We start from the raw sequence: 19969 nt of genomic DNA, 5'->3' as shown, positions 1-19969 counted from the left end.
GACCGGGTTCCGCGGCGACTCAGTGCCATCGCGATCCGTAGTCGATGCGGTAAGTCTGATTCTTCGGCCGTTCGCCGATGGGTTGCGCCGGAACACCTCGCACCACGGTCCACGGCGGCACGTTCCTCGACACCACCGACCCGGCCGAGACGACCGCGCCCTCGCCGATGACGACGCCTTTCAGGACAACAGCACGACTGCCGATCCAGACTCTGTCGCCGATGACGATGCGGCCGAGTCGGCCGCCAAAGCCCGGGTCCGCGATGTCATGGTCGGCCGTGATGAGCAGCACGTGTCCGGCAATCACGACGTCGTGTCCGATCTTGATCTCCCCCCTGGCGTCGACCTGGCAGAACCTGCCGATGTGCAAACCGCCGGCGATGCGGAGGTTCTCGGGTGCGAGCACCTCAGTACCCGAGTTGAGATAGGCATGCGGGCCGATCTCGGCGCCGAGCATTCGCATCATGGCGATGCGCAACTCGTTGGGTGCGACGTTCATGACCACACGATTGAGGAATCCCTCCAACAGCCGTCGTCCGGATGGCATTAGCCTTCCGAGTGCGTGCCGCACACTCATTTCGGGTCACCTCGAAGAAGTGCCGCCACCACCGCCGGAGTGTGTCTGTCGGTGATGTGTGCGAGTCCTCGCTCGGCGCACGAAGCTCGAAGCTTGTCGTCTGAGACGAGTCGCGCGACAGCTGTCATCATGTCGATCGCTCCCTCTTTGCCATCACCGACCACGACGGCGCCTGCGGCCGCCAGACACTCGGCGGCCCCTCTCCGGTCGTTCGAGACGACCGCACACCCGCGTCCGAGTGCTCGGATGACTGGCCCGGAGACCGCGAAGGCTGCAGGGCCCGACGACCATCCGTCTGGTCTCCATCGCACGACGATCGCCGCTCGACAGAATTCTCTGTCGAGGACGTCCTCCTCGACCAGACCAAGCAAGTCGACCCGGTCCTCGACGCCGACGAGCCTAGCCTCGTCGCGGATCGCGGCGAGAACACTGTCCGCGGCCGCGCCGACGACAAGGCGCCATGGGCGGGGAAGATCGACGAGCCCGCGCAGAAGCGGGAACACAGCGCGCGCGTCCCCGACATAGCCGGGAACAAGGATCCGGGGTTCGGCGACAGCGGAAGCCGAAGGCTCGATGATGTGCGGAACCGCGAGGACGGGACGGTCGAGCCGGTATGTCTCAGCGAGTGCGCGCGCACCAGCCACGGACAGCGCCATGACCCTGTCAGCCCGCCGCAGCAGTCCTCGTTCGACACGACGACCCAGTGTGCGTGATAGGCGCACGCCTAGCCACCTCCGCCGCTTTCGATCAAGACTCCGCGACAGGAAGGCTCCGCCGCTCACGGCAGGGACGTCGTGCACCGTGATCCAGACACGGCGACCGGTGAACGCGAGGAGCCAGGCAGCCCAGGTCTCTGCCACACCGCGACCGGCGATTTCCACGACCACGATCGCGTCGGCGTGCCTTCGCACGTTGCGCCGAAGCGCACGCCAGGTTCGCCATGCGAGCGGGAAAGACTGCGAGTCGTGAGGGTCGGGCGGCATTCGATGGTTCTCGACCTCGCCCAGAAGCGCGTACGCGGCATTCATGTCCTGCGCAAAGAGCGCCACTCCGGACGGGCTGGGAGGCAACCGCGTCACGTGCACGATGCGCGTCATCGTCCCGCGCTATTCCGGACCATGCGATGCGCGGCTAGACCGCCGGGGCCAGGACCGGGCCAAGTCCCGAGACCGGATGGCGGCCTTCTGCCATCGACTCACAGTTGCGACTCGTCGCAGTTCCCGTGCCGGCAGGTCGTCCGCCAGGATGCCGGACCGTTCCGCTTTCAGAAATGCCGCATACCAGCGCCCGAAGACGGTGGCGGTCGCCACCGCGACGCCGGCGTAGCCGTCGGCCCACACCGGTGAGAAGACCGTTGCACGGAGCAAGGCCCTGATGAGACCGGTCGGGGTGAGCAGCGAAGGCTCTCCAGCGACATCGGGCGAATACCTCAAGGTCTTCTCGACCGTCTGCTCGGCGCCCCGGAAATTCAGGTGCAGGATCTGAGGCACGCTCGCGGGGGCATCCTTGATCGGACCATCGAAGTCTGGCGGCACGTGTGCCCGGCCGAGTGCAGGGTAGTGCGTTCCTGAACGTGACAGGAGCGAATACTTCGCGCTTCCGACCAGCGTCGAGTGAAGCTGCCGCCCGAACGCGACGTTCGCGTACGGAAGACGATAGGCGACAGTCCCATCCGATGCGGCGGATGCGATCATCCGTCGCACGTGCTCACTGAAGCCGGGCGGAAGGATCTCATCGGCATCGACGAACAGCACCCAGGAGGTTCCGACTGCATCGAGGCCCCTTTGACGCACCTCCTCAATGACGCGCGCATCCGGAACCTCGACCACCCGCGCTCCCGCGCGGCGAGCCACACTGACGGTGTCATCTGACGACTGCATGTCGCACACGACCACCTCGTCGAATCCCGTCACCGCGGCGAGGCACGGGGCCAGGAGGTCGGCCTCGTTGCGCGAGTACACCACCGCCGCGACCGTCATCCGCTCAGGGTATCGCGGGAGCGCGGGAGCCCCTCGCCCCAGAAGTGGGTGGAACCGGATCGCACCCCGGTCCCGCCGTCCCTTGAATGGGTCGGTGCCGGAGGCTGGCCGTTCCGGTTACTCTCGTTAGGAATCTGAGGTTTCATCAGATCATCATCCCTAGTGGATCCCGAACCTGCTCGGCCGCGCGTTCCCAGCCACGTCGGCGAGGAGAGAACGCGCCACCCGAGGAGGCCGGATGAGCGGGCCAGCGCACTCAATGATCGCGTCGACGTGCTGCGGCGAGCGAGCGCGGACGATGACGCCATGACGACTCGCGTCCTGCTCATCGATCACACGGCGGCCCTCGCCGGCGGGGAGGTCGCGATGATGCGGCTCCTTAACGCCGTCGACCGTTCCCGCTTCGAGCCGATGGTGCTGCTCATGACCGACGGCCCGCTTGTGCAGCGGCTCCGCGACGAGGGTGTCCGCGTCGCCGTCCTTCCTGTCTCGAGCGAACTCACGGGGACGGGACGCTCCGAGGTGGTCTCCTCGCCGATCAGGGCCGCGCGCAACGCTCTTCGCACCATCGTGATCGTGCCACGTCTCGCGTCCGCCATCCGCGGCGCGAAGACGGATCTCGTGGTGGCCAACACGCTCAAGGCGGCAGTGCTGACCGCGCTCGCCGCTCCGCTGGCCGGACGGCGCTGGGTGTGGCACCTCCATGACCGCATCGCGCCCGACTACCTTCCGCGAGTGCTCATTCTCGCCATGCGAATGCTGGCGCGATTCGGGCCGCGGGCCATCGTGGTGAACTCGGTCGCGACGCGCGAAACTGTACCCGGCGTGCCGTCGAACCGGATCGCCGTCGCTTACCCGGGCGTCGACATCGAATCGCTCGAGGACGTACCGCGAACCGATGGGGTGGCAACGACTTTCGGCCTAGTGGGCCGCATCGCACCGACCAAGGGCCAGGTCGAATTCCTGCACGCTGCGGCACTTCTCGGTGAAAGGCTTCCCGATGCCCGGTTCCGCGTCATCGGGGATGCGCTGTTCAACGACGGCGAGTTCGCCCACGACGTGCGGAAGCTGCCGGACGCCCTCGGTCTCTCGAGTCGCGTGGTGTTCACGGGCTGGGTTTCGGATCCGAGCGTGGAAGTGGCGGAGCTGACAGCGCTCGTACACGCATCTCCCGTGCCCGAGCCCTTCGGCCAAGTGGTCGTCGAGGCGATGCTCGCCGGTGTGCCGGTCATCGGCACGGACGCGGGTGGTATTCGCGAGATCCTCGATGCCGATCATCCACTCGAATCGGTCGGTGATGGTGTCACACGGACGAGCTGGGGGCTGCTTGCCAGACCGGGAGATCACAGCGCTCTCGCCGCCGCGATGCGCTGGATGGCGGATCACCCGGCCGAGCGCGAGGTCATGGCGCGGGCTGCTCGCGCCGGTGCGATCGAACGATTCGACGCACGCAAGGGAGCAACGGTCACGACGGACATGTGGGCCCGCGCTTTGGGGGCTCCCGATAGCAGCCCGGGTTCTCTATCGTTGACCAACATCGAGCCATCCACCCGAGGGAACCGTGAAACTTCGTAGCGACGGAATCACCTGGCAGGAGATCGACGGAGAGTTGGTCATCCTCGACCTGACGTCGTCGACGTACCTCACGACCAACGGATCGGGGGCGTTCCTCGCGAAGCTGCTGACCGAAGAGCGCACCACGGCCGAACTCGAAGACGCGCTGGCCGCCGAATACGAGATCGGCGCCTCCGTCGCCCAGGCGGACACAGCGGCGTTCATCGATCAGTTGGTCGAGAAGAAGCTTCTCGCCCCATCATGAACGAGCTCGCGGCCCGAGCGATCGCGTTCTACCTTCCGCAGTTCCACCCCATACCCGAGAACAGCGAGTGGTGGGGGCCGGGATTCACGGAATGGACCAATGCCGCGCGGGCCCGGCCGCTCTTCCGCGGGCACATACAACCGCACCTGCCGGCGGACTTGGGCTTCTACGACCTCCGCTTGGCGGAGGCCAGACAAGCGCAGAGCGACCTGGCGCTGGCATATGGGGTCGAGGCCTTCTGCTACTGGCACTACTGGTTTGGTGCAGGCTCGCGGATCCTCGAGCGCCCGTTCACAGAAGTCCTGCAATCGGGCCATCCGTCGATCCGGTTCTGCCTGGGGTGGGCGAATCAGACCTGGACCGGCATCTGGCATGGCGCGGAGAATCGTGTGCTCCGCCAGCAGACCTACCCGGGGCCAGAAGACGATCAGGCTCACTTCGACGCGATCCTGCCGGCCTTGCGCGACGACCGCTATCTGCGCGTGAACGGCAGACCCGTCTTCTACGTCTTCCGCCCGGAGGAGCTTCCCGACGCCGCCGCCTTCGTCGACCGGTGGCAGCGGATGGCCGCCAAGGCCGGCCTCGACAGCCTTTATCTCGTTGCTGAGATCAGCGATCTGCTCGGCCAAGGGCCGCGCTACCGAGCAACGAGCGCCGACGGATTCGACGCCGGCGTCTACGTCCGGCTGCCTGCACGGCGGGATAAAGCCGACGTGCTGCGCATGCGTCTGCGGCGGAAGTCCGGCGGCCCTGAGGCGTATCCGTACTCGACAGATGCCGGGCCGTGGGAGCCTGTATGGTCCGATGCCCGCCTACAACCGAGCGTGTATCCCAACTGGGACAACACGCCACGGTCAGGAGCTCGCGGGCTGGTCCTGACCGGGGCGAATCCCGACGCGTTCGGGCAGAACCTAGATCACGCCCTCTCCACTCTGCGCGATCGACCGGAGCAAGAGCGCCTTCTCTGGGTCAAGTCATGGAACGAGTGGGCTGAGGGCAACTACCTCGAGCCCGACCTGGAGTACGGCCGGGCCTGGCTCGAGGCGCTGGCGAACGGACTCCGCGGATGAGCAGCGTGGCGGCGCGGCCCCTGCGCATCGCGATGATCTCCTACTACCTGCCGAGCGGCAGCAAGATCGGGGTGGGCTATCAGGTCCACGAGCTCGCGACCGAGCTCGTTCGCCGCGGACATCACGTCGATGTATTCAGCGAGTGCCCTCCCGTGGAGGGTGCCCTGTACGGCCATCGCCGGATCGAACTCTCCGGCCGGATGCGCACCTTCCGGTTCGCGCTGCACCTTAGACGCGTGGACTTCAGCTCCTACGACGTGCTGCACGCTCACGGCGACGACTACTGGCTATGGCGCCGTCGAGTTGCTCGTCACGTGAGGACCATCCACGGTTCGTGCTTCGAAGAAGCCGTCCACATCAAAGGATTCGCCGAGAAGCTGAGGATGGTGGCACTCGGCGTCAGCGAGATCCTTGCGAGCATCGTGGCCGACCGCACATCCGTCGTCTCTCCGCGGACGCGTCGCTGGACTCCGTGGGTGAAGACAGTGATCCCGAACGGAGTCGATGCGACGCGATTCCGACCTGATGGCCAGCGGCGATCAGAAACTCCGACCGTGCTGTTCGTCGGTACATGGACCAATCGCAAGCGAGGAGCCGACCTGGCCCGGGTCTTCCAACGCGATGTTCTGCCGTCGAGCCCGACCGCCCGGCTTGAGATGGTGTGCAGGGATGCACCAGCGGATCCCGGACCCGGCGTCGCGGTCCTCGGCGAGCTGACCGACACGCAGCTCATCGAGGCGTATCAAAGAGCATGGGTTTTCTGCCTGCCGTCCGACTACGAGGGATTCGGAATCCCCTACGCGGAGGCCATGGCGTGCGGGTTGCCCGTGGTGGCCACGCCGAACATCGGGGCGAAGTACGTGACGGACAACGGCGCGGCCGGACTCCTCGCCCCGCTCGATGCGATCGGCACCGCGCTCCGCGATCTTCTCGCCGACTCCGAGGCTCGGGCCGTGCTCGAGCAGCGCAGCACTAAACGTGCTCGCCAGTTCAGCCTCGACCGGGTGGTCGACGCATACGAGCACCTCTACACCGACGGAGTCCAGCCTCTCGCACCGGCGACGTACGGGAGGAGCAGCACGACTGTAGCTGAGTAAGATTCAGCATGCCATCGACACGTCCATGGACCCGACCGGGCTCTGTCGGGTGGCACGCTGGGCGCCGGAGCGAGCGGTTCTGAGGGGAAGCGAGCCCGACACTGACGGTCGCCGCCGGTGCGGGCGGAAGGGGGTGCGACATGGATACTGACGTTGCGGTGGTGGGCGCCGGCCCGTACGGCCTCTCGATCTCGGCCCATTTGATCCACAAGGGAGTGGCCACGCAGACCTTCGGTGTGCCCATGGCCACGTGGAAGAACAACATGCCGGCAGGCATGCTCCTCAAGTCGGACGGCTTCGCCTCCAGCCTTGCCGCACCGATCGATGGTTGGACCCTCGGCGAGCATTCCGCGCGGACGGGAGTCGTCTACGGAGACCGCGAGCCGCGTGTGACGCTCGACCAGTTCGCCGACTACGCCCTGGACTTCCAACGCCATTTCGTGCCCCACCTGGACACGCGGCTCGTCTCTCGCCTCACCGCAGGAGATCGCGGCTACACGCTCGACCTCGGCGACGGAGAGACGGTGACGGCGCGACGGGTGGTGGTCGCCGTCGGCATCAGTCACTTCGCCTATACGCCCGACCTGTTCTCGGAGCTGGGCGACCACGTCACCCACAGCGGCGCGCATCGCACGTTCGACGAGTTCGACGGCAAACGCGTCGCCGTGATCGGGGCCGGTTCCTCGGCCGTGGAGGTCTCGGCCGCGCTCGTCGAGGCCGGCGCTCACGTGCATCTCATCGCTCGGCGTGCCGAGATTCCGTTCTGGAGCCCTCCGCGCGAGGAAGACCTGCACCCGAGCCTGTGGACGCGCGTACGGAACCCCTCCTCTGGGCTCGGCCCAGGGTTGCGCTCCAAGCTCTGTGAGGAGCTCCCGGATGCCTACCGCCACCTTCCCCGCGACTTCCGTCTCGAGGTTCTGCGCAAGCATCTCGGACCCGTTTCGCCATGGTGGTTGCGAGACACGGTGATGGGCAACGCGGACGTTCGCACCCGAACGACACCCACCGGTGCGCGCGTCGAGGATGGGCACGTGATCCTCACCGTGGCATCGTCGGATGACGGTGAATCCGCACTAGACGTCGATCACGTGATCTGCGCCACCGGGTACGCCGCGAACCTCGACAAACTCACCTTCCTGGATCCCGCAATGGCGGGATCCATCAGACGAGTCGGAGCCATGCCCATGCTGTCCCACCATTTCGAATCGTCGGTGCCGGGGTTGTACTTCGCGGGCGCTGCCGCCGCCGGAACCTTCGGTCCCCTATTGCGCTTCGTGGTGGGTACCGAATTCGCCTCGCCACGTATCGCCGCACACCTCGGCCGACGATCCCACGTGGCTGTCGCGAGGCGGTCGTGAGCGACGACCGCGGTCCCCAACCCGAACCCCGGCTGCTGCTCATCACGGGTCACCGATGGCGTGACACGTCCCGGCTTGCCCTCGCCGCCCGCGACGCAGGCTTCTCCGTACACCTTCTGGCGCCGAGGGGTCATCCGCTGTTCCAGGTCTCTTGGATCACGCACGCAGGAACGCTTGTCCCGCTCAGCTCGCGCGCCTCGGTCGCACACGTACTGAACTCGACGCCGTTCGACCTCGTGGTCCCCGCTGACGATTTCGGCGCCGCGACCCTGTTCGACCTGTATCTGCACGGCGATCTCGACGACCAGGCGTCGCACGTGGTACGACTCTCGCTGGGGGATCCGCGTAGTTACGGAATCCGGCACGCCCGGGTCGAGATCGCACGGATCGCCCACCGATCTGGAATTGCCGCGCCGCTCACATGCCAGGTCACAGCGCAGACTCTTGCCGACGTCATCGAAATGCTCGGCTTCCCCGCCGTGCTCAAGGTGGACGGCGGATTCGGCGGACAGCAGGTGAGCATCGTGGACGATCTCGACTCCGCACGCTCGGCATACCGTGTGCTCTCAAGACCTCAGCCCCTCCTGGAAGCGGTAGGACGCCTCGCCCTGGACCACGACTCGTCGTACCTCGAGCCGGCCCTACGCCGAACTCGACCGATCGTGAGTGGGCAACGTTTCGTGGAGGGAGTCCCCGCGACCCTGACGGCCGTGGCTCTGCAGGGCGAGGTCCTCGACCACGTGGCCGTCCGAGTTCTTCGCGCCAGATCGGAGAACGGCCCGGCGATGATCGTCGAGCCGATCAAGGATGAGAGGATGACTTACGCAGCAGAGGTCATGGCCCGAGAGTTGGGCCTTTCGGGATTCTTCGGACTCGACTTCATCCTGTCCCAGGACAGCTCAGCCGCATCGCTCATCGAGCTGAATCCGCGCGCCACACCAACCGCGCACCTCCGGCCGCCGGGCCATCGGCATCCGCTCTTTCATTCGATTGCGGATTCGCTGGGTCTGCATCCTCCTGCACCTCCTGCGCCACTGCCTGCGGGCCCGATTGCGCTCTTCCCACAGCTGACTCTCGGTGCCGAAATCGACGCGAACCTCGACGATGCCCATCTCGACCTCCCCGCCGACGACGAGATCGCGGAACTCTGCGTGTCTCCTGCGGCTCCTGCCCCGAACAGCCGGATGGAGCGCGCACTCCGCAAGATCTTCTGACGGTTCGGCTGTGCCGACACTGCGACTCAGCGCAGCGAGAGGGTGAGCTTGTCGACGGAGAAGGCTTCGGCGTAGCGACTCTGCGTCTCCGCGCCGCGCAGCCGCATGATGCCGAAGAAGAAATCCTCGTCCCACCAATCCCGATGACGCTGGCTGGGAAACGAGTCGTGCAGCCGCCGCACCTTGCTGGCCGCCAGCTCGCGTGTGAGCCGGACGTAGACGGACGGACGGCCGAGATCTCCGTCCCACTTCGGGATTTCGTAGTGGAGAATCAGGGGTCCTCGCCACACCGTCGAGACCAGCCGTCCGATCAGCGCGTGATCTTGGTGCGCGTCGTCGGCGCGCGGCGCCAGGACCAGGTCAGGTGCCGGCCCCATCTCCCGGAACGAATGCAGGGCATCCTTCGTCTCACCCCAGTGCTCCGGGAGGCGCGCGTCCGGCAGTCCTCCGAACACCGGAGGACGGGAGACACCGAACCGCCTTGCCGCGGCGATGGCCTCCGCTTGCCGCTCAGCCGTTCCGGTCAAAACGAGAGTTCTGATGTCCACATCATCACGTTCGGCGAGCGCCAGCAGTGTGCCCCCGCATCCGATCTCGATGTCGTCCGGATGTGCGCCGATCGCGAAGACGGTGAGCGGTCCGGATGGCAGTCCGAGAGCGACTTCCGTCACGGGGCGATCGCCATCACGGAATCGGGGTGCCACAACTCCCAGGGCGCCATGCCGCTCGCGTGCAGTTCCTCGAGGTACGCGCGTTCCTTGAGCGTGTCCATGCACGCCCAAAACCCGGTGTACTTGTTCGCGGTGAATCGCCCGTCAGCGGCCGCCCTCACGCATCCGTCCATGACCAGGTCGTCACCTGGCTCCAGATAGTCGAAGATGCCCTGCCGGAGAACGAAAAAGCCCCCGTTGATCCACATGTTCATGCCGGCGACGGGCGCCATACCACGCATAACGCCGTCCTCGTCGAACCCGATCACATGAAACGAATCCTGCGGCGGAACGGCGACGAGACTCCCCACCTGGTCAGCGGGAAGCGAATCGATCATGTCGTTGATCGGAGCGGTGGTGAGCACGTCGCCGTAATTCGCCAGGAACATGTCGTCGCCATCGAGGTACGGCCGCACCCTCCGCAGGCGCTCGCCGATAGCCGTCTGCAGACCGGTATCGACGAAAGTGATGCTCCAGTCGGAGATGTCGGTGCTCAGCATCTGGACTCCCCGCCCGCCGTCGCTGAGCACGAAATCGTTGGATGCAGTCTCGCTGTAATCCAGGAAATAGCTCTTCACCGCGTTGGCGCCGTAGCCGAGGCAGAGGATGAAGTCGGTGTGGCCGTGGTAGGCATACCACCGCATGATGTGCCAGAGGATCGGTCGATCACCGATCGTCGTCATGGGCTTGGGCGCCGACTGGTTGTCTGCCCGAATGCGCATCCCCATGCCGCCGCAGAACAAGACGACCTTCATGTGTACCTCCAGACATCCGCAAGCTCCGTCAGGACGGGTCTTGTCGTTCCGCTGCCGGCCACGCAGTCGTTCCGTGGGTCATCCGCGCGAATCGTGCTGCAAAGCAGGCTAGTCCTGAGGTCACCTCAATTTCGCCCACCCATTCGGGTTGCAAACACAGCACGGACGCGTCCTCACCTGTGAACTCTTTCAGAATCAACGAGCAGCAACCACGCGACATGAGCGATCCTCACAAGTTATGCTCCGATCCGAGCGACTACCCGAGACCGCTCCGCAGAGGTGGAGGCGATGGCAGACCCCACGGAAGTCACAGTCAGCGTCGTGATTCCTGCGTTCCAGGGCGCGCCCTGGATCCATTCGGCACTCGCGTCAGTGGCGGACCAGAAGATCAATGCGGGGGCCATCGAGGTGGTCATCGTCGATGACGGATCGACCGATGACACGTGGGTCGCCGCCGAGCAGGGCTTGATCGATTTCCAACTGGCGGGAATCGTCATTAGGCAACCGAACCGCGGCGTTAGTTCTGCTCGAAACACGGGTTGGAATGCGGCGCGTGGCCGGTGGATCCAGTTCCTGGACGTCGACGACGAATTAGCCAAGGACAAGCTCGCCACGCAGCTTGCCGTGATTGAGGCAGCGGACAGCCGATGTGCAGTCGTCTACTCGGCGTGGCAGCGCATGGTTCTCGACGGCACGTCCTGGTTGCCTTCCGGCCCCGTCGAGGATCCTTTGTTCGACGAGCCAGTTCAGGGAATCGTCGAAGACATGTGGTTCGGATATCTGGGTCCGTGCCTCATACGGCGTGAGGCACTCGAGTCGGTCGATGGCCTCGACGAGACGAAGTCTCTCGGCGAAGATCTCGACCTCATGCTCCGATTGGCGGAAGCGGGATGGGGTTTCCTGCGAGCATCGGCATCCGACCCGCTCTTTTACTACAGGCAGACCTCCGGCTCTCTTTGGCGACGCGCGAGTAGCGACGTCGGTGCCCTTCGCGCCAAGAATGACACCGAGGTGACAGCTGAAGCCCACCTGCATCGGTTACTCGGGAACCGGCTCCCAGCTCGAACACGTTCGGCACTGGCTGAGAGGTACATGTTGACGTATCAGTTCGCCCGCACCAGGAACAGTGCACTCTCTGACGATCTGCTCCGTCAGATCGCGATGCTTCATCTGCGCAGGGCACCCCAGAATGCCCCACGATCAGTGCGGGCGTTTGCCCCAGTCGTTGGCCTCGGCACTGCACTCCGCGCTTACGCGCTCGTGCGAACGGCCGTTCCATCCAAGTGAATGCCTCCTTCAAGGGGCACGGAGCTTAGGGATCAACCGACGATTGCATGCTAGAACTCCACACGGGTAGGTCAGGCCGATTGATTGAGAGGATGACGTCGTGGACTACGAAGGGTTGCGCGTCGCTGCCCAGAATGTGCTTTCTCCGATCAGCTGGCAGTTCTTCTCAAGCACGGCCGGTGATGACCCCGACACTGACCACTTCGCATGGCAGCGTCTTCGAATAGTGCCGAACATGTTTGCCGGACTATGCCGGGTCGACGCGTCTGTGGCACTCCCATCAAGTGTTCATCGCGGAGGAGCCGAACTTCGTTCCCCGTTCTTCATCGCGCCCACGGCCGCACAACGGCTTGCTCACGCCGATGCCGAGATCGCCACGGGGACAGCAGCCGAATCCGTGGGAAGTCTGATGATCTATTCGAGTTCTGCGACGACCGAGGTCACCGTGTTCGGGCACAACATCGCGTCGCCATGGTGGGCTCAGGTCTACCTCATGAAGGATCGCGGGCTCAGTCGAGACTACGTCGACCGTGCTGTAGCCGCGGGTGCTGGTGCCCTCGTGCTCACGTTGGATTACCCAGGCGCCATCGCCAGCCCTGCGTTCCGGTCCGCCACTCGCTCGCAGATGGGCGTTCGGCCCGCCAACTATCCGTCACTGGACTGGTCGGGAATGGCAGACGAGATGGACCCCGCGCTCTCGACTGAGCACATCGCGCTGCTCGCCGATTGGTCTGGACTTCCTGTGCATGTCAAAGGGATCCTGCGGCCCAGCAACGCCGCCCTTGCGGTGGATGAGGGCGCGGCCGGAGTCATAGTCTCGAATCACGGACGACGCCAGGTTCCAGGAGTCGTCTCGACTGCCAACGTCCTCGCTGACGTGGTTGATGCGGTTGGAGGACGGGCTCCAGTATTGGTCGACGGTGGCATCAGGAGCGGCGCAGACGCGGTTCGAGCCATCTCCCTCGGAGCCTCCCTTGTCGGTGTAGGACGGGCCGTGCTCTGGGGACTCTCAGTCAACGGCCGTTCCGGGGTCGAGCACGTCCTCACGGAACTGGTCGAGGAGCTTCGCAACACCATGGCATCGTGCGGAGCTTCGACCCTTTCCGCGTTGGATCGCGACTACGTCCGATCAGCTGATTGATTTCCGCGGCATTTCTAGATGCGCCGAACCCACGCCGTGAAACCAGGCCGACGACGCGTCTTCGGGCTTCGACCCCAATGGCACCGCCTACGTCGCGTCGAATGCCCCGACGTAGCGTCCTTTGATGAGCCGAACCAGATTCCGCTTCAGGTCATATGGCAAGGAGCGCCAATTCGGCAATGTCCAGTGCACGAAGACCACCCCGATTGCGCGTAGGCGCTGCCCGAGAGCCACGGGGGCGCGAATTACCTCTACGCACAGGCGATAGTTGAGGTACCACGCAGGGAAAGCAAACGGACGGCGATGCCCAGGAGTGAAGATCCGGGTTTGTTCGACCGGATCGGCACCTTGGAGATTGGTCATCTGCGCCTCGTGGACGCGCTGTCGATACGACTGCTCCTGCATCTGAACCCATGGTGCGCGCAGCGCCATCTTCACTGCGAGTGCGATGTCCTGCCCGTAGAAGGCGTCATAGCCACCGACCGCACGCAACGCCGCTGTCTGGTAAAGGCCTGCAAATGCCGCGTACCACAGGCCGTGTTCGAAGAACATGTTAAGTCGTCCGACCGGTCCCGGAGTCAGGAAATCAAGGCCCTTATCGTCGTAGTCGCCGATATATCGACCGCTCGAATCCACACGAATCGAACGCCCGAAAGCAACGACTGCTTCCGGGTTATCCACAAGCAGCTGACGACACTTCAGGAGGTGCCGCGGCAGGATCACATCGTCGGCCGCGTTCCACATGAAGAGCGGGGCTCGCGCTGCGTCAAGCAGACGGTTGTAGTTCCACGTCGAGCCGCGATTGACGTCACTGTACAGAATTCGAAAACGTTCGTCCTCTGCCGCGACGCGCTCTGCGATCTCGAGTGTTGCATCAGTCGACCCGTTGTCGGCAACGAGGATCTCGATATTCCGCAATTCCTGGTTTTGCAGGGCGCGAAGTGTCTCTTCCAGGTACCTCGCCCCGTTGTAAACGGGGACACCGACCGTCACCAGAGGGCTCTGCCCGGCCACAGGGTCGACCTGACTCATGACGTGATCCGACTCGCGCTAGCTCCCAGCACCCGTCGAGCCGCCTCTTCGCCGCTCACGAATGACTGGTCGGTCCAGGAGTGGTTCCAGTCGCCGTAACGACCGCAGTACTCAATGCCGCAATCGTCGAGGAAACCGTGAATCGCTGCCACTGCCTCAGCCCGGTCCTGGTCGTATATGACATTGGCGAAACGGTTGACATACGTTTCCTGCAACAGGATGTTGTCGTCCTCGCGAATGAACCCGCAACGTCGCAGGTCAGCGATCACCTGCGGGAAATACGTCTCCGGCGCCACCGTGAGAGGCCTGTACTTATCCGAGAAGTAGATCTCACCCTGGATGACACCGCACCCGGGAGGTGCGTTGTGCGGAGAGAACATGTGCGGAAGGTTGACGCGCGACATCGCGATGTCTTCATCGTAGAAATATGTGATCGCAGTCTCGGAGAGATCTTCACGATCAATGGCGACGTTGAAGAGGACAGCAGTCGTGAACGCAAGTCGCTCCGCGGCTTCGAGCACATCGACTGGAGCATTCTTGATGAGAGGGATCAATTCAGGCAATGGAAGAGAGCTGATCACGGCAGAATAGACAACCTCTGCACCATTGGCGAATCGAAGTGTCTGCGCAGACGGATCGATTCCGATCACCCGATGATCAAGTCGGATGTCGAACGCATCCGCGAAAGGCTCCAGATAACTGAGGAATCCACCTCGTGACGGATACCGGTACGAATCAACGTAGTGCGTGCTGTGATCGATCGGTTTTGCAAGGGCACCGGAAAGGACTTCTTCCAGATTCGGCCGGTACATCCGCGGGCCGATCCAGTCCGTGACGAGGTTGTCCATCGTGGTCGTGTGATACTTCGTGCCATAGACGATGGGGAATGTCTCGGCGAATGTCTTTCCGTACGTCGAGTACAACCACTGCTCGTATGTCTGCGCCGACGGATCCGGGATCGGCTGAGACGAAACCTCGACGAAATCGGTGATTACTCGCACAATCAGATCGCTCGGCAACCCCGCAAGGCTGATCTGGACTGGATGGGGAATCCGTAGCCCGTGCCAGTAGTTGTCGATCTTCAAGACCCGTTCTTCGAACGCGCCCTGTACGTTCTTGGCGAGGATTTCCTTCACATGGTCGTACTTGGTGAACGAGATATGGCCGCCCTCATCGAATACGAATCCACCCGGATAGCGCAATGATCTAGTGTGGCCGCCAAGAACTTCGTTCTTATCGAAGCACGTGAACGGGATTCCCTCGGACTCAAGAATGTGTCCTGCACCCAATCCGGCCATTCCCGTTCCGAGTACGGCTACAACTGCATCCGACATTGGTGCTCCAGTTTCTCGATTACAGTTCGGCTTGCTCAAGACTCATGGTGGTTGCCGCGGACAGCGCATCACGTCGGGTGTGCAACCCGCTCGCAGCTCGGTGCATATTCGTGCCCGTCCCGTTCATCGACGTGCTGCCGCAACGATGCTCGCGACCGACTCGACGTTGTGGCCAAGATGCCACAACGTGATGCCGAGTTCATCGGTCCAGCGCGTGATCGACTCCGCGATCGTGTTCGCGGAGCCGATCAGCACTGCGGGGGAATCCTCGAACTCTGTGGCGTTCTCCTCGAAGTAGTCAGTGAACCTTGGCCTGACCGCCGTTGAACGGATTCCATCGATCACGACGACTACAGGGGTGAACTGAATTGCGGGAACCGGCCTCCCCGCGCCAGCGGCGGAAGCTCGAACACGATCGATCTTCGCTCGGATGGCCGATCCTGACATCTCGCGGGCCGCGTTCTCGTCGAATCCGTTTGCGCCCATCGTCACATGGACGCCGACTATGTCCGCGAGACCGCCCGCGAGGTCGAGCATCCGCGGACCACCCGCACCGATGAGAATGGGCGGACCGGACTGTTGGATCGTTGCCGGAATCGCCTCGAGCCCGCTAATCTTGTAGAACTTTCCGCGCTCATCCACCGATCCGCCGGCGAAGAAGGAGCGGATGACGGTGACCCCTTCGGCAAGTCGATCAAGTCGTGTCCCGGGTCTGTCAAACGGTAATCCCAGCGCCTCATAGTCTGCGGGAAGCCAGCCTGCGCCGATGCCTAATGTCACACGGCCTTCGCTCAAGACATCGACCGTTGCGATCGCCTTGGCGAGAACAGCTGGGTTGCGTACATCGTTATTCAGCACCAGTGTGAGCAAGCGGAGCCGAGAAGTCTCTGCGGCTGCGAACGCCAGGGCTGCGAGAGGCTCCATGGCCCAGCCCTGTGAATAGTGTTCGGAAATCGCGGCCTCATCGAAGCCCAGGTCCTCGATTCTCCTCAGGCGCTCACGCCATTGACGTGCTCCGTCCGCAAGGCTTGGGAATGGTGCGATGAACCTCGGAAACATGACGGATTCCGTCACGCGCCGGCCCTCATCAATAAACTCACACAAGTATTGTCCATCAACACTCGGTCCGAGTGGCGTCTTGCCTGGCAGCGCAGGGGCACCAATACGGGGGCTTTCGGGACCGTCCGCAAACTGCTTCCGCCGTCGCTGTCCTACCGCGCCGCAAGTGTTTCGGCGGTCCAAATACGCGGTCGTCAGGTCGGCATGCCCTGCTTTACGGCCCTCAGCCGACGTGACAACCAGCTGATCGGAGCTCCGGGGGCAAACCGCAACGCCCAGAACAACTCCGCCGCGGCGTCGAGTGGGTGCCCGGAACTCATCTCCCGCTTCGCAGCACGTGTCGCGCTCCACGCGGCATATCGACCGTTCGCTGCCAGACTGCGCTTCAGATCCGCGGCGAGATCCGCATCGCCTCGCTGGAGCGCGGCCCAGCGATGAAGGCGGACCACGGCTCGCACGCCTTCCGCAGTCTTCCTGTGCTGCCGAGTCGTATTGCTCTCGTGTGCGCGGTAGTCGACGAGGACCGGACCATCGACAAAAGCAACTCGCCCAAGCCGGGCGACACGCAGCAGGAAGTCCAGATCTTCGGCAATTCGAAATACAGGGTCGAACCCTCCGACTTCGACGAAAGCGTCTCGACGAATCACCATATTGCCGAGCAGAATCCCTGTCGAATGACGATAAACGTCGTGAATGTCATGCACTGGCGTTTGGTCACCAGGGGCTATTTCATTGTCGGCAGCATCTATGCTCCGCATCCGACAGTACGACACGGCGATCTCGGAGTCTGCCTCCATCACCGCCACATGATGGGAAAGCCGCTCGGGGTCCCAAGCGTCATCATCGTCGATGAAGGCGAGCAACGGTCCACGAGTGAGGCTGACGCCGATATTCCTCGCGCGAGCAACGCCGACACCATTGAGCCGGACGTGAAGCACGCGGGCATCTCCTAGGGCAATCCCGGCGGCCGTAGTCTCGTCTGGGCTGCCGTCGTCGACGATGATCAACTCGAATGAAGCCTCGCGTTGTGCCAGTACCGTCGCGATCGCCTTGCTCAGGTACGGGGCGGAACCGGCTCGATTCGTCGCAAGGATTACCGAGACTGCCGGATCTACCATGTCATCCCCCTCGACCTACGTCGTCCCTGCACCTTGTTTCGACCGCGATCGCGTGGCGAAGCTCCGCGAGTGGCAATCATTCGAGCGCCGTCGTCATCCGGTTGAATTCTGCGCGACTTCACTCGGATAAGGCGCCACAACGACCCAATGTCCACCTCGATCTTCGAATGTCGGATAGCCCTCGCGGAGTTCTTCCAGTAGATCAGGTACGAAAAGAAGGATCCTCGTCGGCGCACGGTCCATGAGCTGGTCCGGAGTCACAATCGGAATCCTGCTGCCTGGAAGCAACCGCCCTTGCTTCTCAACGGACATGTCACCAACCGCGATCACATCATCCGGCCCAAGATCGGCCAACGACAGAAGCGCCACGCTCCCGGTTGAAGCCGGATAGGCACCGACCGTGGCCCCGATCCGAAGGCAGTCGTCGACGTACGCGCGCAACGCCCTACTCGAGGTATCGGCAGCTTCCCGCAGGACGGCTGTCACATCGATCAGCGTGTCTGCTCGGCTAAGACCCAGTTCCCGCTCGCGATTCAAGACGTCCTGGACGATCGACGACGGCTCGCCCCGCCGACGAAAGACAACGACGGCGGTTCCGCCTTGCAAGTCGTACTCGAAGATGTCGAGAGCGACGAATCCCACGGCGGCGAACAGGGAGACGAGCGAGGTCACGGTGTAGTACGCGTAATGGCCGTGGCGCACGACCGGCCATGCCGCTCGTCGAATGTCTCCCTCGAGCGAATGGATCTGGACGACCAGTGTGCCGTCCTCGTGTAGACGCGCGACGCGGCCTTCGAACGCAGCACGTTGGTCCGGTTCGTGCATGAGTCCGAACACATCGAGCACGACGTCGGCGCGCTCGCCTTCGGCCGATCTCAAGTCGTTGGAGTGCAACGAGTCCGCCCAGTCACCGCTGTGCGGGCTGGAGTACTCGGCCACTGTCATCCCCGGCACGAGGAATCCGGCATCACTCAGGTCGGCTACGACCTGTTCCGCCTGCGAACGCATCGCGCGCGGTTCGACGCCCATCGGACCCTCTGGATCGAGCATGGTGCGATCGAGTTGAACGAGCCCACAGGAGAAGCACACGACGAGTCGCAGTGGTGCAGCCGGGTCCGGTCCGGGGTCGTTGAGAGCCGGCAGGGTCGATGCCGAATACTGCATCCCGAGGTCGAGGATCCGGCGGTAGTCCGTTGACCTGCACCACCGACATCCGACGAACGAATCCCACTCAGCAGCGCGCCCAGTCACGAGATCACCCCGAGGGCTTCACGCTGTAGATGACGAAGCCTCCAGAATCGGCGCGGTCTCCGAGAACTCCCTCGGCTGGCCTTCGTTCCCTCGCTCTCATCGTCATCGCGGAAGCCTCGACGAAACCCACCGCATTCTCTCGTCGAGCTTCCCGCTGCTCTGGAGCCCCGCCAGCCAGGTCAGTCTCTTGAATGTCGACCGGTAGGTCTTCTCGTCGAGATTGAATTCCCGGTACTTCGACAGCAGCTCTTCGGCGCCACGCCCAACCGTCCATTCCGCAGTGAACTCCGGCACGAGACTGTTGATTTTTGAGAAGTCCACACGGTACGAGCGAGGGTCGTTCCCGTTCTCGCCGGTGATCTCGACGGCGGCGCCGCCGGCGACCTCCGCGACGATCTCCGCGATGTCGCTTACTCGGAGATTGGCTGCGTCGCTTCCCACATTGAATGCCGCGTCGTGCACGTTCGCACTGGGTGCGGTCAGGCAGGCGAGGAAGGCCGAGGCGATGTCCTGTGCGTGCACGAGAGGGCGCCACGGCGTGCCGTCGGAGAGCACTCGGACCTTCCCGGTGAAGAAGGCCGACGCCACAAGGTCGTTCAGCACGATGTCCCCGCGAAGCCGCGGAGAGAATCCGAACGCCGTCGCGTTTCGCAGGTATACGGGATCGAATCCGTGGTCCGCGAGCTCGTGCAGGTCGGCCTCGACGCGCACCTTGCTCTCCGCATACGGCGTCACCGGGCTGAGCGACGCATCCTCTCCGACGAGGGCGTCTCCGCCGGAGGTGCCGTAGACGCTGCAGGTCGAGGCATAGAGGAATCGACCAACGCCGGCGTCCTTGGCGGCACGTGCCAGCGAGACGCTGGCGTGGTGGTTGATGTCGTAGGTGAGCTCCGGTGCAAGGTTGCCGAGCGGATCGTTCGAGAGCGCCGCCAGATGCACGACGGCATCGAAACCTGCAAGCTGATCCGCGGTGACGTCGCGGATGTCGGCATGGATGGTGGGCGGGTCGACCGGAGCATCGCCCAGCACGCACGCCGCGAAGAATCCAGTGTCCAGACCGGTCACCTCATGACCGGCCGCGGTGAGGGTCCGGGTCATGACCGTCCCGAGGTATCCCTCGTTGCCTGTGACCAGAACGCGCATGGCCTACTCCTTCGGTAGATCGATC

At 63.7% G+C, this 19969-nt stretch carries 19 protein-coding genes and 1 pseudogene; 8 read left to right on the top strand and 12 right to left on the bottom strand.

The window, feature by feature from the left end; translation table 11 throughout:
- Positions 1 to 19 precede the first annotated feature (19 nt).
- The 3 genes from ACX9R5_RS06815 to ACX9R5_RS06805 form a co-directional block, all read right to left on the bottom strand.
- Positions 20 to 499 (bottom strand): acyltransferase, encoded by a 480-nt coding sequence (locus ACX9R5_RS06815; protein ID WP_459408242.1) that lies wholly within the window; start codon positions 497 to 499, stop codon positions 20 to 22.
- A 74-nt stretch (positions 500 to 573) separates the two neighbouring features.
- Positions 574 to 1560: a glycosyltransferase gene (locus ACX9R5_RS06810; protein ID WP_459409044.1), complete on the bottom strand. Its 987-nt coding sequence runs from the start codon at positions 1558 to 1560 to the stop codon at positions 574 to 576.
- Between the two features lie 123 nt (positions 1561 to 1683).
- Complete coding sequence (locus tag ACX9R5_RS06805) at positions 1684 to 2556, bottom strand: glycosyltransferase (protein ID WP_459408241.1); 873 nt, start codon at positions 2554 to 2556, stop codon at positions 1684 to 1686.
- Between the two features lie 306 nt (positions 2557 to 2862).
- Here ACX9R5_RS06805 and ACX9R5_RS06800 point away from each other — a divergent pair, with 306 nt between their 5' ends.
- The 6 genes from ACX9R5_RS06800 (at position 2863) to ACX9R5_RS06775 (ending at position 9114) form a co-directional block, all read left to right on the top strand.
- Positions 2863 to 4131: a glycosyltransferase gene (locus ACX9R5_RS06800; protein ID WP_459408240.1), complete on the top strand. Its 1269-nt coding sequence runs from the start codon at positions 2863 to 2865 to the stop codon at positions 4129 to 4131.
- Complete coding sequence (locus tag ACX9R5_RS06795) at positions 4118 to 4375, top strand: PqqD family protein (RefSeq protein ID WP_459408239.1); 258 nt, start codon at positions 4118 to 4120, stop codon at positions 4373 to 4375. The genes ACX9R5_RS06800 and ACX9R5_RS06795 overlap by 14 nt, the downstream gene beginning before the upstream one ends.
- Positions 4372 to 5445, top strand: a complete 1074-nt coding sequence (locus ACX9R5_RS06790; RefSeq protein WP_459408238.1) for a glycosyltransferase WbsX family protein — start codon at positions 4372 to 4374, stop codon at positions 5443 to 5445. The genes ACX9R5_RS06795 and ACX9R5_RS06790 overlap by 4 nt, the downstream gene beginning before the upstream one ends.
- Complete coding sequence (locus tag ACX9R5_RS06785) at positions 5442 to 6542, top strand: glycosyltransferase family 4 protein (protein WP_459408237.1); 1101 nt, start codon at positions 5442 to 5444, stop codon at positions 6540 to 6542. The genes ACX9R5_RS06790 and ACX9R5_RS06785 overlap by 4 nt, the downstream gene beginning before the upstream one ends.
- 140 nt (positions 6543 to 6682) lie before the next feature.
- Positions 6683 to 7900 carry an NAD(P)-binding domain-containing protein gene (locus tag ACX9R5_RS06780; protein WP_459408236.1) on the top strand — a complete coding sequence of 406 codons (1218 nt, stop codon included), beginning with the start codon at positions 6683 to 6685 and terminating at the stop codon, positions 7898 to 7900.
- Positions 7897 to 9114, top strand: a complete 1218-nt coding sequence (locus ACX9R5_RS06775; RefSeq protein WP_459408235.1) for an ATP-grasp domain-containing protein — start codon at positions 7897 to 7899, stop codon at positions 9112 to 9114. Before ACX9R5_RS06780 ends, ACX9R5_RS06775 begins: the two co-directional genes overlap by 4 nt.
- A 26-nt stretch (positions 9115 to 9140) precedes the next feature.
- Here ACX9R5_RS06775 and ACX9R5_RS06770 read toward each other — a convergent pair whose 3' ends face one another.
- Positions 9141 to 9785 (bottom strand): PIG-L deacetylase family protein, encoded by a 645-nt coding sequence (locus ACX9R5_RS06770; RefSeq protein ID WP_459408234.1) that lies wholly within the window; start codon positions 9783 to 9785, stop codon positions 9141 to 9143.
- Entirely contained in the window at positions 9782 to 10579 is a 798-nt protein-coding gene (locus ACX9R5_RS06765) for a glycosyltransferase family protein (protein ID WP_459408233.1), read from the bottom strand. Before ACX9R5_RS06765 ends, ACX9R5_RS06770 begins: the two co-directional genes overlap by 4 nt.
- Positions 10580 to 10867: 288 nt before the next feature.
- Between ACX9R5_RS06765 and ACX9R5_RS06760 the strand changes: the two genes are divergently transcribed.
- Together ACX9R5_RS06760 and ACX9R5_RS06755 are read left to right on the top strand one after the other, a co-directional pair.
- Positions 10868 to 11866, top strand: a complete 999-nt coding sequence (locus ACX9R5_RS06760) for a glycosyltransferase family 2 protein (protein ID WP_459408232.1) — start codon at positions 10868 to 10870, stop codon at positions 11864 to 11866.
- A gap of 100 nt (positions 11867 to 11966) precedes the next feature.
- Positions 11967 to 13007 (top strand): alpha-hydroxy acid oxidase, encoded by a 1041-nt coding sequence (locus ACX9R5_RS06755; protein WP_459408231.1) that lies wholly within the window; start codon positions 11967 to 11969, stop codon positions 13005 to 13007.
- An 87-nt stretch (positions 13008 to 13094) separates the two neighbouring features.
- Here the strand turns inward: ACX9R5_RS06755 and ACX9R5_RS06750 are convergent, their stop codons facing one another.
- The 7 genes and pseudogenes from ACX9R5_RS06750 to ACX9R5_RS06720 all read right to left on the bottom strand — a co-directional run bounded on the left by ACX9R5_RS06750 (position 13095) and on the right by ACX9R5_RS06720 (position 19944).
- Entirely contained in the window at positions 13095 to 14039 is a 945-nt protein-coding gene (locus ACX9R5_RS06750) for a glycosyltransferase family 2 protein (protein WP_459408230.1), read from the bottom strand.
- The gene (locus ACX9R5_RS06745) at positions 14036 to 15373 is read right to left on the bottom strand and encodes a protoporphyrinogen/coproporphyrinogen oxidase (RefSeq protein WP_459408229.1); all 1338 of its coding nucleotides are present in this window, start codon (positions 15371 to 15373) and stop codon (positions 14036 to 14038) included. The genes ACX9R5_RS06750 and ACX9R5_RS06745 overlap by 4 nt, the downstream gene beginning before the upstream one ends.
- A 123-nt stretch (positions 15374 to 15496) precedes the next feature.
- Positions 15497 to 16447 (bottom strand): LLM class flavin-dependent oxidoreductase, encoded by a 951-nt coding sequence (locus ACX9R5_RS06740; RefSeq protein WP_459408228.1) that lies wholly within the window; start codon positions 16445 to 16447, stop codon positions 15497 to 15499.
- Positions 16448 to 16626: 179 nt separating this feature from the next.
- Entirely contained in the window at positions 16627 to 17550 is a 924-nt protein-coding gene (locus ACX9R5_RS06735) for a glycosyltransferase family 2 protein (protein WP_459408227.1), read from the bottom strand.
- A 93-nt stretch (positions 17551 to 17643) separates the two neighbouring features.
- Positions 17644 to 18600, bottom strand: a complete 957-nt coding sequence (locus tag ACX9R5_RS06730) for an NAD(P)-binding class I SAM-dependent methyltransferase (RefSeq protein ID WP_459409043.1) — start codon at positions 18598 to 18600, stop codon at positions 17644 to 17646.
- A 12-nt stretch (positions 18601 to 18612) separates the two neighbouring features.
- Positions 18613 to 18801: pseudogene (locus tag ACX9R5_RS06725) on the bottom strand (hypothetical protein); the annotation flags it as partial.
- 102 nt (positions 18802 to 18903) lie between these two features.
- Positions 18904 to 19944 (bottom strand): NAD-dependent epimerase/dehydratase family protein, encoded by a 1041-nt coding sequence (locus tag ACX9R5_RS06720; protein WP_459408226.1) that lies wholly within the window; start codon positions 19942 to 19944, stop codon positions 18904 to 18906.
- Positions 19945 to 19969 lie beyond the last annotated feature (25 nt).

The organism is Rathayibacter sp. CAU 1779 (assembly GCF_054551755.1).
This window is presented reverse-complemented; position numbering and strand designations above follow the sequence as displayed.

Coding starts and splice junctions, on each gene's coding strand:
- ACX9R5_RS06815 (WP_459408242.1), bottom strand. CDS start 499: ATGAACGTCGCACCCAACGAGTTGCGCATCGCCATGATGCGAATGCTC.
- ACX9R5_RS06810 (WP_459409044.1), bottom strand. CDS start 1,560: ATGCCGCCCGACCCTCACGACTCGCAGTCTTTCCCGCTCGCATGGCGA.
- ACX9R5_RS06805 (WP_459408241.1), bottom strand. CDS start 2,556: ATGACGGTCGCGGCGGTGGTGTACTCGCGCAACGAGGCCGACCTCCTG.
- ACX9R5_RS06800 (WP_459408240.1), top strand. CDS start 2,863: ATGACGACTCGCGTCCTGCTCATCGATCACACGGCGGCCCTCGCCGGC.
- ACX9R5_RS06790 (WP_459408238.1), top strand. CDS start 4,372: ATGAACGAGCTCGCGGCCCGAGCGATCGCGTTCTACCTTCCGCAGTTC.
- ACX9R5_RS06785 (WP_459408237.1), top strand. CDS start 5,442: ATGAGCAGCGTGGCGGCGCGGCCCCTGCGCATCGCGATGATCTCCTAC.
- ACX9R5_RS06780 (WP_459408236.1), top strand. CDS start 6,683: ATGGATACTGACGTTGCGGTGGTGGGCGCCGGCCCGTACGGCCTCTCG.
- ACX9R5_RS06765 (WP_459408233.1), bottom strand. CDS start 10,579: ATGAAGGTCGTCTTGTTCTGCGGCGGCATGGGGATGCGCATTCGGGCA.
- ACX9R5_RS06760 (WP_459408232.1), top strand. CDS start 10,868: ATGGCAGACCCCACGGAAGTCACAGTCAGCGTCGTGATTCCTGCGTTC.
- ACX9R5_RS06750 (WP_459408230.1), bottom strand. CDS start 14,039: ATGAGTCAGGTCGACCCTGTGGCCGGGCAGAGCCCTCTGGTGACGGTC.
- ACX9R5_RS06745 (WP_459408229.1), bottom strand. CDS start 15,373: ATGTCGGATGCAGTTGTAGCCGTACTCGGAACGGGAATGGCCGGATTG.
- ACX9R5_RS06735 (WP_459408227.1), bottom strand. CDS start 17,550: ATGGTAGATCCGGCAGTCTCGGTAATCCTTGCGACGAATCGAGCCGGT.
- ACX9R5_RS06730 (WP_459409043.1), bottom strand. CDS start 18,600: ATGCTCGATCCAGAGGGTCCGATGGGCGTCGAACCGCGCGCGATGCGT.
- ACX9R5_RS06720 (WP_459408226.1), bottom strand. CDS start 19,944: ATGCGCGTTCTGGTCACAGGCAACGAGGGATACCTCGGGACGGTCATG.